Source organism: Agarilytica rhodophyticola (assembly GCF_002157225.2).
Taxonomy (GTDB): domain Bacteria; phylum Pseudomonadota; class Gammaproteobacteria; order Pseudomonadales; family Cellvibrionaceae; genus Agarilytica; species Agarilytica rhodophyticola.
Genome location: NZ_CP020038.1, coordinates 1,690,472 through 1,702,843 on the forward strand (window position 1 = coordinate 1,690,472; position 12,372 = coordinate 1,702,843).

6 protein-coding genes are annotated in these 12,372 nt (G+C 44.4%); 1 reads left to right on the forward strand and 5 read right to left on the reverse strand.

What is annotated here, in order from left to right:
* Window positions 1-18 precede the first annotated feature (18 nt).
* The gene (locus BVC89_RS07115; RefSeq protein ID WP_086930521.1) at window positions 19-291 is read left to right on the forward strand and encodes a hypothetical protein; all 273 of its coding nucleotides are present in this window, start codon (window positions 19-21) and stop codon (window positions 289-291) included.
* 32 nt (window positions 292-323) lie between these two features.
* Here BVC89_RS07115 and BVC89_RS07120 read toward each other — a convergent pair whose 3' ends face one another.
* From BVC89_RS07120 to BVC89_RS29605, 5 genes are all read right to left on the reverse strand, one after another.
* Window positions 324-998 (reverse strand): hypothetical protein, encoded by a 675-nt coding sequence (locus BVC89_RS07120; RefSeq protein WP_086930522.1) that lies wholly within the window; start codon window positions 996-998, stop codon window positions 324-326.
* Window positions 999-1,000: 2 nt separating this feature from the next.
* Window positions 1,001-2,332, reverse strand: a complete 1,332-nt coding sequence (locus tag BVC89_RS07125) for a polymorphic toxin-type HINT domain-containing protein (RefSeq protein ID WP_086930523.1) — start codon at window positions 2,330-2,332, stop codon at window positions 1,001-1,003.
* A gap of 107 nt (window positions 2,333-2,439) precedes the next feature.
* The gene (locus BVC89_RS07130) at window positions 2,440-10,827 is read right to left on the reverse strand and encodes an RHS repeat domain-containing protein (protein WP_103654240.1); all 8,388 of its coding nucleotides are present in this window, start codon (window positions 10,825-10,827) and stop codon (window positions 2,440-2,442) included.
* Window positions 10,828-10,985: 158 nt separating this feature from the next.
* On the reverse strand, window positions 10,986-11,237 hold the full coding sequence (locus tag BVC89_RS07135; RefSeq protein ID WP_086930525.1) for a hypothetical protein: 252 nt from the start codon (window positions 11,235-11,237) through the stop codon (window positions 10,986-10,988).
* A 510-nt stretch (window positions 11,238-11,747) separates the two neighbouring features.
* Window positions 11,748-11,984 carry a hypothetical protein gene (locus tag BVC89_RS29605; RefSeq protein ID WP_158657821.1) on the reverse strand — a complete coding sequence of 79 codons (237 nt, stop codon included), beginning with the start codon at window positions 11,982-11,984 and terminating at the stop codon, window positions 11,748-11,750.
* Window positions 11,985-12,372: the final 388 nt, after the last annotated feature.

The window sequence follows — 12,372 nt, forward strand, 5'->3', positions numbered from 1 at the left end:
TAACGGGACAAGGGCTGTTTGCAAGGTAGTGGCTTCGGCCAGGGTGCCGGCATAAGCAAAGAATTGCATAATGCTGCGGGTTTGCCCTGGGGGAATCGTGAGGGTGTAGTCCACGGTTATGGATCGACCCGCGATATCGTAGCCTTGTATGCCACTTTGGGTGGTATCCCCTTGTCCGTAGTGATGCACCACAAACGGATTAGATCGGGGGCGACTGATAAAGTGGGTGTTGTCGGTGGCTCTTGTAAAATTGAGGCGTACGACAATAAGTTGGTATTTACTATAGTTTAAATAATTAGCCCCGGATTACGGGACTAATTATCCTATTTAATAAAGGACTCAAGATACTTATTTATATCAGTATCATCAGAAATCTGAGCTAAATGACTCAGCACTTTAGTATCTTTACCACCTCGCACGGCGGCCATAAAAAAAAATCTCTTACAAAAAACGTCCTCAGATACAATGCCATCTTCAATTTCAGCTATTGTAATCTCTGACTTAAGTTGACTCCTCAATATTGAAAGGTATTTATAGTATGTATCACCCTTACCAAAAGCATATTCATATGCAGAAATAATCTGATCATCGGATAAAAATTTCAAATAGTCCAAAGCTCTGAGCCTAATAGCAGACTCTTCATCATCTAAACATTTCACTAGATCGAGCACTACCTCCCCGGAAGCTGCACACTCTAAAAAACATTCCATCAATTCATATCTTATTTTTGCGTTTTCAGAACGAATTAAATATTTGATATCATCAAATATGCAAACGGCCTTCTTACCAAGCATTGCAGCGAGCCAAACGCCAGCCACTTTCGCTGATTCAACTTGTGAATTAACTAGCTTCAATACCTTATTATAGGAGACATTTTTACAGAGAACAGATAATAGCTGATTTAGAGCTTCTCCATAATCCTCAGAATTGTATTCCCAATATTCAAACAAAAAACCATCTATCAACTCTGCTTCTGTCATATTATCTATTATTTTCATCTCTAAAACTCTCGTAAAGCTCGATCTATTTTATCTAGGATTTTTTGCTCTGATTTAATACGTTTCTGGTGACCTTTATCTCCGCCTCCGAAAGTTTCTTTAAACTCCTTTCGTCGCTGCTTCAAACTTGTTCTAAAAATCGAAGCTGCGCTTTCTAAACTACTTTTATTATTTCGAATTTTATCGACAATACCTGCGTCTAAGTCTCCGTGAATTTTTCCCGATCTAGTAATTTGGTCTTGTAATGCACTTATAGTTTTACATGTATTATGAACCCATGCACCTTGCTCGCCTACAAAATAAGTGTGGTAATCAGCAACTTCAAAGTTATAGGTATCATGTAGTTGCTCATCAAGAACAATCGATTTAACCGTTAAAATGTTGCCATTAACACTATATATCTCATAGCCTTCCCGAAGTTCTCCAGCTTTTACCCACCCTAAACCTTCAACCCAGAATGGGTGCTCTTTCGTAACACCCAGTAATTCCTCATCCTCGGTGCCAGCTAAAGTAACATTTAGAATTTCTTTATCGTAATTACGGAATAAATCAGCAACAGGTTTCCAATTAGTTTCATTGGTAAACTCATTTTTCGAAGCAACGAGATCACCAACTTGTATCTCTTCGATGGGTTTCAAGCCGTTTTTAGTATGAATGAGCGTACCTTCTACAAAGCAAAGCTTGTCTGCACCCTTTGCACCCTTGCCCGCCGGCTTCGCCGCAGCAATCTTCTTATTCACCTGCTGAATAGCCTTGGCGAGTTTATTGACTTTACTCACCGTTGCCAAGGGATTAAACGCGCCTTTTGCGGTTTCTACTAAGGCGCTGGATAAGCCTAAACTTCCGGTTGTGGCGTAGTTCAAGGCAACGTTTAGCGCAAAATCGGCAATAAGTTTTGGGTTCCCCCCATCCGGATCAACATACCGATACGGATTATTATTCCCATAGGCATAACGATTAAACATTTGCGGATTACTTTCGACACTGTCTTCCACACTTACCGGATCTATCCCCATAAAACGCCCTGCGTGAGGGTCGTAGTAGCGGTTTTTCATGTAGGTAAGGCCCAGGGCGTTGTCGTGGGTGTGGCCGGTATAGGAAACGGGTTCGCTGGTGTTACTGCCTTCTTGTTGCTCGCCGTAGGGGCGGTAGTTTTTACGCCAGATTTCTTCGCCGGCGTCGTTGGTGGCGGCGACGACGGAGCCTGAAGCATCGTGGTGAAAAAAGGTGAGGGTTTCTACTTCAGCAGCGGTGGCGGTAACGGTGGTGGTGATCCACAGTAGCAGTGTGAATAACACACGGTGTAGGCGGTTGTTGGTACGTATTCTGTTCATGATCGTTGTTACTCGTATTGAGAAGGCCGCCACATATATTCGATCTATGTTTATGTGGCGGCGTGTTTGTGATGTATTTTCTAGTGATTTTTTGTGGGCGTTTTCCCTTACTGAAGCGGCAGGCTAAAGTTGACTACCTGCGCCTGTTCTTGTGTCGTCATACCTTCTAAGTGCTCAGACGTTAACGGGACAAGGGCTGTTTGCAAGGTGGTGGCCTCGGTCAGAGTGCCGGCATACGCAAAGAATTGCATAATGCTGCGGGTTTGCCCTGGGGGTATCGTGAGGGTGTAGTCCACGGCTATGGATCGACCTGCGAGATCGTAGCCTTGTATGCCACTTTGGGTGGTATTCCCTTGCCCATAGTGATGCACCAGAAACTCATAGTGACTGGGACGACTGATAAAGTGAGTGTCCTCGGCGGTTAACGTGGCATCACCACTGGAGGTGCTTTCAATGATGTAGTTAGCGCCTGGTTTAGTGAGGCTTAAGGTCACCGTCAAGGTTTGCACTTGGGGCAGTGGGTTGGTGAAGGTATCCAAAATACGACCAAAACTGCCGGAGGTGGGTACGTAAACGCGGCGGCGATGTTCGACCTTGTCCATGCGCACGGTGGGCCATTCAAGCTCGCGATTATCCGTATGTATGGACACAAAATACGGCTCGCTCCAGGTGCCGGGGTAGTTACTCTCGGCGTAGCGGGTGTTATTGGGGTTATCGCCAATTAACACCGTCGAGGTATTACTGGCAAAGTCGAGCCCATTGCGACCTCGCGCGAGCCAGGGCGTGCCCAGACTCAGGTAGTCCCTCCGGATGTTCTCATCCATGTCATCGCTGCCGTCGTTAGGGTTAGTGTTTAAACGCAAGACTTCATGGCCATCGTGCAGCAGGCCGCTATCGGAATAGGCGTTGGCCGGATCGGTGGCGTATTGGTTTAGCTCGTCGTTATCGTTAAGGCCATCGTTATCGCTATCGGCTTGAATAGGGCTGGTGCCTCGTTCTTGCTCTTGCAACACCGAAAGACCATCGCCATCTTCATCAGTGGTTAACAGGTTAACCACCAGTGGGTCTAAGCCGTAGCGGATTTCAAAACCATCGCGCAGGGTATCGCCATCACTGTCTTGATGATCGGGCATTAAACCCTGTGCCACTTCCCATTGATCGCGTAAGCCATCGCCATCCGTATCTTCGGTATCGACCAAGTCGAAGTTCACCACCTGCGCACGCTCTTGGTTATTGAGACTTTCATATACCGCCGGATTCAAGGCTAACACTTTATCGACGGTGCCTTGCAGCTCTGTACCATCATCGCTCCTTAGATAAATATGCATCAGCGCTTGGGTCTCGCCAGGGGCTATCTTGAGGCTATAAATAAAACGACCACCATCACTGCTACTCACACTGGGTCTCAGTGTGTTAAATCCTTTACCAGCAAACACATATCCATTAAGGTAATATCCGTTATTAAAGATTAAATAATGATCATCTATGGAGATATGGCGGTTACCATCGGAGGATGTGACAAGTTGATATACGGATGTATCCAGCCACACTTTAATGGTTACTTCTTGTGTGCTGGTATTGGTAAAAAAGTCCACATGGCGAAGCACATTTAAGGCTTCTGAGACAAAGGTTTTACGGTACGCTTCAATACCATTTTGGCTGTGGGTAATACTCTGGAATTCACGTCGATTATTCTCCACAAAGCCTGGGGTGCTAGTGCTGCTATTACGGTATTCAAAGGGGTAAAATTTACCTGTTGAGTTATTGATATAACCGCCCCTCCACTTACCTCTTAGGGTTCTTATAGACCAAGGTTCCCCGTTCGCATTTCTAATGTTGGGGCTATTGCCGCTCCATAGAGTAAGTTCAGCACGATCGTCGCTAGCGTTGAGTGGATCGCTTAAATCTTGTTGAATTTCAATATTGTCTCGCGCACCGCCATTATCGGTATCGGCGTTAATAGGCGAGGTATTATAGATATTCACCTCATCGCCATCGCTTAAGGTATCGCGGTCGGTGTCGGCTATAGTCGGGTTGGAACCCAGCTGCTGTTCCACTAAGGTAGTTAAACCATCGTTGTCGGGATCTTCTAACTGGTCGCCGGCAACGGTGGGATCAAAACCGTAGCGCAGTTCGAAATCATCGGGTAATTGGTCATTGTCTGAATCTTTTGCAAATGCATTGGTTCCCAACTGCTGTTCGTAGCTGTCTGCCAGACCATCGCCATCACTGTCGATAAAGTCGGCGTCAAAATTTATCACGTCGCGGCGCTCACGTAGGGTCATGCCCTTAACATGTTCAGCAGATAGACGGGATATGGATTGCGCATGGCGACGGGTCTGTTCAAGATTATCGCCATAGGCGATAAAATGCATAAGGGTGCGTGTGCTACCGGCAGGAATAGAAAAACCATAGTTATAGTGCATATGGCTTCTATCGGGGTAGTTTGTGTCAACTTGCTTTTCGAGGGCATTAGGCTTTAACGCATCAGATGACATGTCTCGGATCACATACGCTTCAGCAGGCGCATCGGGATTCTCACTGCCCAAAATTCCGTAGCGGTCATCAATCGTTAACACGTTATCGTTATTCGATGAGTCCAGCACATCACTGTCGGGTATTTGCGAATTTACCTGAATAAACGGATTGACTGTTGCAACGCGGTCGCTGGTATTGTGAAAAATTTCTCGGATGCGAATAAATTGCCGCTCTTCATCCAGGTACATTTTGCGTGTAAATATAATTCCTTGATTATTGGGATACCTACCTGTCAGTACTAATTCTCGATTATTATTCTGCCGGTAAAAAAAGCCCGCAGAGTAGTTGCCGTTGGTAACGTCACTCAATGCCGTTCGCGACGGGTTATTGGCAAACCAGCCACGAGCGGTGGATACCCACTGTTGTTGATTCGTCGCTCGTAGCGAGAACTCCCCACGGGGATCTTCGCCAGGAGGCAACGCGTCACCGGTATCGGGCTGCAGGGGGTCGCTATTATTGATGAGTAATTCAAAAGCATCATCCATCCCATCATTGTCGCTATCTTCGGCTAATGGGTTGGTGCCATACTTTCGCACTTCGTCGAAATCTGACAAACCATCTTGGTCTGTATCTCTGGCTTGGGCATCAGTACGTGCTTGAAACTCCTCCAGGTTTGTTAAACCATCATTATCAGGATCAGCAGCGCCATCGTTAAACAGCGGGTCTAAACCTTGGCGAACTTCATAAAAGTCAGACATACCATCGCTATCGGTGTCGACCAAGGTGATATTGGTGCCGGCTTGGTTTTCATAGATATCTTTTAAATCATCGTTATCAGAATCGAGATAATTCACTAAGTCAAAATTGACCACATGTTGCCGTTCAAATAAGGTCATACCAAAAAGCTCTTCCTCATCAATACGTACCATATTTTTGGCAGCAGTGAGCGCGGCATCACGGTCGTTGTGACGAGACACCATGTGCATAAAGATTTTGGTTTCGCCCGGCAAAAGATCCGTGGTAAAACCTGTGTATGCAACACGGGTATCTTTGCCTGCGTAACTGATCGCATCGTGGGGTTTGTCGACCTTATTATCTCGCGCATCGCCAAAGGCTAATACTGAGTAGTGGGCTTGCGTATCCTGAATAGCGCGTGCTTCTAATACAACAAAATCATCATTTGCAGCCAATACTTTATCGCCAGAAGAACTGGCTTCCACCACATATTCCGTATTTTCTTGATATTTGAAAAAGCCCATATTATCAGCAGAAAATGACACCACTTCGTCGCCAACATTGGTATAAATGTCTAGGATACGGACAAAACTTTTATTTTCAGATACATAGTATTTTCGGGTATAGCCAAGGCGATACCTACGAGGGAAGTCGAAATATTCTAGCGCGGCTTGCGGTGTGGCAAACTCGCGGCCATTATCTTCAAGGAAGGCGGTCTTATGGGTGTTCGATGATCGAATAGTGCCGTCGAAGGGACGGTCAGGACTCGGGAAATAATCAAGCGCGGCGAACAGCTGATTTTCTGCAATATCAGGGATTTGCCATTGCAGGCCAGCGCCACGATTAATTATGGACCAAGTAAAACCGTCGCCATCGGTCATGTCATACGGGAGTGTACTGCTTAAGGTAATTTCTTGTTGTTCAGTAAAAAAGCTGAGAGGATCATTGGGGTCGGTGCCGTCATATAGCACCTCTCGACCATCGTCCACGCCGTCGCCATCACTGTCGGCAACGGTTGGGTTGGTCATATAAAGACTTGTTTCTTCATGATCAGATAAACCGTCATTGTCACTATCATGATGGATGGGCGACGTGCCAAGGTTTTGTTCTTCTAGATCACTAAGGCCATCGCTATCACTGTCGGCGGTGGCCTGGGCGTCGTTATCTTCGGGCGAAAACCAATAGGTGTTTTCAAATGCATCACTGAGTCCATCGCCATCGCTGTCTGCAAGTAAGGCGTTAGATCCATAGTTTTCTTCCAGCATATTAATAAGACCGTCACCATCGTTATCGGCGAGGCCATCGCTACCAGAGTTTGGATCGAAGCCCATTGTCACTTCATAACCATCCGATAATCCATCAAAATCACTGTCGCGTAATAATGGATGTGTATTGAGGTTATTGACTTCTTCGCCATCCTCAACACCGTCGTTATCGGTATCCACCCGTGTTATGGATGTGCCGGCGAGAATTTCCTGGAGATTGGATAAGCCATCGTTGTCGCTATCGGCTAAGGCATCATTGGCGTTAGTGGGGTCGAGGCCTAACAGGGTTTCTAAACAGTCGGGAATTTGATCGCCGTCTTCATCAATACTAGCGTCGCCTTCTCCTTTATCTAAGGTGCCGATGGTTAAATTAGACAGATGAAGATGTACCGTGGTTTTACACTCAAGCAGTGAATGCTCGTACATTAACTCGCCCATACCACTGTAAACACTGTAGGTGATGTCGTAGCCTTTTTCTCTGCGCGCAATGACGCGCATACCTGCCGAATCGTAGGTATAGAGTCTTTTGACATCTTCCACATTGGCATAGCTCAATTCGTTGGCGCGGTTATAGGTATAGTAACGATCGGTGACTTGGCGCTGTCCATTAAGGCCTCGAACGACAGTCTGTTTATGATTCACATTTCCTTGCTGGTCATAACTGTACTGATGCGAACGCCGCCCATTACCGAAAGTAATACTATTTAAGCGTTGACCGGCATAGTAATAGTAATGCTCCTCGCCAAGATTTTTGTTTTCAATATTGCCGTTAAAGTCATAGTCAAACGTGCCATTTCCCCAGGAACCGCTGACACGACGCAAACGGTGTAAGCCATCATAACTGTTGGTATCGAGCATAGATAAGGATTGGGCTGCTTCCACAGCATTACTTATTTCTGTGACATTGCCTGCGGCATCATAAGAATAGGTGAGATCCACACTATTACCCGCTGTAATGTTGGCGGGGAAGAGGCGATCATTTAAGGTAATGGTGGTGACAAGATTATTGGCGGCAGTGTAGGTATGTAATTGGCCACTGGGATGAAAGCCGACAGTATGAGCAAAACTACCGACTTGAGTTGGCCGACCCAGCGCGTCTGGGGCGTAATCTACCGTTAAACCATTGGGATAAGTGACATCGGCCACATGATCCAGTGGGTTGATGGTATAACTCAGTGGTAACGTCAGATCTACAGTGCCAGTGATATTCAGTGTTTCATTTAACAAGTTATTGTTTTCGTCGTAGGAATAATTCCAGGCAACATCGCCACGACTTACACGCTCGACCAAACCATCAGAGTAATATTTATATTCCACATCGGGGGTCGCATCAGGGTAGTCGACTAAGGCCAAACGGTTACGTGTATCGTAATGAAAGGTAATCTCAGGCAGACCATTGACAAAGGTACGGCGTGTTTGGCCCAGCGCATCATTTATATAGGTGGTGGTGCCCACTTCATCGTCAAATTTTTCCACAAGATAGAAGTGTTGATCATAGGAAAACCTTCTTTGCGGGCCTGAAACCCTATTATTTCTAAATCTACCCTGCACAATACTTTCAGGTTGATTAAAAATATTGCGTGAAAAAAAAGTCGCGACATTTTCAGGGGCAATAATGGAATAAAGAGCTTTACTGCCTTCGTCGAGGCCATATTGATTGTAATGATATTGGGTCTCGTTACCGCGCTCATCGGTGACCGTTGTGATAAGGTCATTGTAGATGTATTGCTTAAATTCACCGTCGGCATGTTCTTCTCGTACAACACGCCCTAAGGCATCAAACTTAAAATGCATACCTAGTGTGGAACTGGGGTAAGATTCAAAGATGACTTGTCCCAACGCATCATATGCCGTGGTGAAGGCGAGTGGCCCTTTGGTTGAGTTGATCATTTGCCCGAGGCCGTCAAAGGTATCCACCTGCTGATAGGTGCCACGGGTTAATGTTCGTGTGTTTTTAGTGTAATTAATAACAACAGGGGCTTTAATAGGATAAGTAATGTTCTCTATTCGATTCAGATCGTCATACTTAAAATGTGTGGTGTGAGCTTCCTCATTGGTTTGCTCGACAACTAAACCATTATTATTTACTTTTCTCTCGATAAATGTACCATCGACATATTCTTCTCGTTGAGCGATACCTCGACGGTATTCTAGGTATTGCGTGGTACGGCCTAAGGCATCAGTCGCTGTTTTTACATCGCCTTCTGTTGAATAGGTATAGCCGGTTTTAATGCCATATGTATTTTCCGAGGTAAGATTGCCATTATCGTCGTACTTGCGAATAATTTTCCCAATCACTTTGGAATTACTGCTATCACCAACACCAAGCGCTTCCACAATTTCTTCTTCTACTAAACCAATAATCCATTTATTTGTATCGTGTTTATAACGAAAACGGGTGCGTTTATTCGGCTCGCCAGCACGGTTAATATATTCAATTTGGCTAAGAGGACGGCCAAAGCGATCGTGATTAAAATATTCCACACGCGCAGAGTACCCCGAAGTAGTTAAGGCACTGCCGCGCTTGCGATATTGACCTATTAAAATAGGCAGATAGCTGGCGTCTTCTCGCCACCAAGTGTTACGGTGCTCACTACCATGCCAGAAATTCTCATCAGAAATTTTCTGTAATTCCCAGGCGTAGTACATCACTTCAAGTAATTGATTCGACAGGCTATAGGTTCTTTTCTGCTCTAATAAGCCCACAAAGCTAGGTCGAATATGTAAATACACGCCGTTGGTTTGTAACTCAAACCATTTACCATAATGCTCATACACCTCGATACTATTAGGTGTAGTAATGCGCGTTTCATCTTTATAATATGAGCCATAGCGGGGGTCACTACTTCTTACACTTTGCGGCTTAAATTCATATGTCCAAGTGCCATCTGTACCGTCAGGGTTGGTTAATATTTTTGTCGCTAAGCTTGCTGTTAACTCTGGAAATTGAAACGCATCACTAACGGGCGTTCGTTCAAAGTCTACGTACTGATAAGCATAGGTAACTTCGGCCCCGGTAGGGTAGGTCAATTTATGCAGCGAAAAAGAGCCTGGGCCTGCAAGGTCGTGTCCATCACTGGGATCTGGATCAGCAAGTAAAGGGTAATATTTAAATTGCCACTGTTCACCATCGGGCCGGACAACACGTGTAAGCTGCGCCACATTTTCATTGCCTAATCCTGCCACAGGTTCATAGAAATATTGCCATGTTCGATTATTGGCTGTAATAGATTCTAATGAAATCTGCGCACTATTGAGGTTGCGGTAGGCAAATGTTACAACCGGCGTATGTAAACCTTCTTCAGAACGGGCGACCGAGTCGATATATAAAAGCCCCACCGGGTTAAAAAGATAATTAATCGCGATCGCATTGCCATGGACATCTTCAATGTGCGTGGTATACCAGGAAACGGTGCCCTGACCTTCATTGGCAAATTGATCCATGGTGTAACGTGTACCATTAGGGCTGGTGACAATAAAACCTCCATTACCTGCCGTTGAGCAGCTCGCACGCCATTGTCCTCGCGTGATAAAGGTATTGTCATTTTCTGTAGTGTTATAAATTAATAATTCTCTGCCACCATCGGGCATTTCTAAGGTAGGATTGTCCCCCGTGTGCACTTGGAAATTGCGTTGATTACACGCGCGTTCTACCATATCTTCATTGGCTAACACCCGGCCAAAATGGATTGTCCAACCGACACCATAGGTGGATTGATTAGGTAAGCTATCAATCTGTTGGCTGGTGTAGACACGATTAATCGCGATATCCATTCCTCCATTACCGGGAATTAAAATATCGGTAGATTTAATTTGAAGTGTTCCAGAAAAAGGGTCGATGTGCTCATTTAAAATATCATTAGCTGCTCCTTTATAAGGGTGCAGGCCTGGTTCTGCATAATAATCCCGGATAGCGGTGTCGGCATGCACCGCCATTGCCTGAGAGAGTAATGTGAGCATTCCTAACAGTCGCATCATGTGATGAAGGAATGTTCCTTTATATTTTCCAATCGCCATATTATCCATACTCCTATGGTAGCGTGTGTAAGTGTTATTAAAATGCAGGCACAACAAAGCCTCCCGCATTTTTATTAAATGTGGTGCGTGATAAAAATGAAAAAAATTCACCATAAGGTACAACAACGTTGTACCTTATGGTGAAAAGTGGGTGAATATTATTGCGCTTTAGACGTCATTAAAAATCCTTGACTAGCCTTTGCTTGGGTAGGTTTTTTAGTGTCGGATAGTACCGCTGTACTCACTTTTTTATTGTTCTCAGTTTCAAGTGCGTCTGTATTCGATGTATAGCCTTCTTTAATTGCGGAATTCCATAAGTGGTCATTTAATGACGATATTTGAACCGAAATAAACACGAGTGCAATAATACACGATAAAAGTAAGAATAATTTTGAGTTAAGTATTTTCATAAGATTACATCCTTTAATTCTTTGATATCTCATGTGAAAAAAACAGATATAGAAAACAACGGGCACACCAAAGCTAGTCACTAAAATAGTGAGTGCGAGTATGTGTGGATATAACAAGAAAAACGAATGGCAGCAAGACAGATGCGTCTGCATTTTGTTGAGTTGTTTGCTCCCGGCGCATCCATAAAAAATTCTGCAATCGTGTATTACTTCTCCTGGTTGATTTCCTGTCGAAAATTTTAACATAGGGTGTATTAAAATACAGTATTTTAGATGACAGATTACCTATATGATTTTTCTCATACAACATGGCATCTTACACACAAAAATATGAAGAACTCATAAACATGTGAATAATGTTTATGTTAACAATAAGTGTAGATTGTGATGATTTGCGCCGCGTATGCGACTTTAGTAATAATGTGTAACAGATAAAAAAGTTTCCTTGCTGAGTATTAGCTTTCCTTGGTCTTGCTCCCCCATAGATTATTAATTATTGATTATTGTCCATTAGTATTCGGCCAAAACTGCCGGGTCAGCGGGAAATGAGAGGGCAATATTTTCTTCAAAAACAATGCCGCGCAAGTTATGAAGCATAAACGTCTCTCTAAAATCGTGTCGGCAATAGATCCCGAGATAGTTATCGGATTCACATTTAAATAGGGGTAAATGTGTCAGCTTCTCCTTAATAAAGTGCCGTGTGGTGACGTAGTCATATTCATTTTTTGTTGAGTGTTTTGTAGTCATTCAGCTATAATGTATTTGTGGAGCCATATCGCAGTGCTTTGCTTTGGCGCTTACATCCAGTGATCGTTAGCTGTCTTGAAATAATTGGGTAATATTGTGTATTTATACCGCAATCATATGATGAATAACTTGGTTTAGAGTATGAGGGTAAAGTGGGACGTTACAACCAATACGAGACTATTGGCAGTGACTAACGAGCATCATACACAAGCTTTGTACTTGCCCAAAACTAAAGCCCGCCAGCGATAATTAAAAGTTAGGGGGGCTTACCATTCCTATCAGCTAAACCAAAACTCCCTTGAACGTATACTCACCGGTAAAATCCACCTGTAAAGGTTAGGTGCATGGAGGGAGGCTTAGTGGTTGCGGCTGAGTAAATATAACAAAG

Excerpts from the sequence above, each read along its gene's own strand:
- BVC89_RS07120 (WP_086930522.1), bottom strand. The coding sequence starts at position 998 with ATGAAAATAATAGATAATATGACAGAAGCAGAGTTGATAGATGGTTTT.
- BVC89_RS07125 (WP_086930523.1), bottom strand. The coding sequence starts at position 2,332 with ATGAACAGAATACGTACCAACAACCGCCTACACCGTGTGTTATTCACA.
- BVC89_RS07130 (WP_103654240.1), bottom strand. The coding sequence starts at position 10,827 with ATGGCGATTGGAAAATATAAAGGAACATTCCTTCATCACATGATGCGA.
- BVC89_RS07135 (WP_086930525.1), bottom strand. The coding sequence starts at position 11,237 with ATGAAAATACTTAACTCAAAATTATTCTTACTTTTATCGTGTATTATT.
- BVC89_RS29605 (WP_158657821.1), bottom strand. The coding sequence starts at position 11,984 with ATGACTACAAAACACTCAACAAAAAATGAATATGACTACGTCACCACA.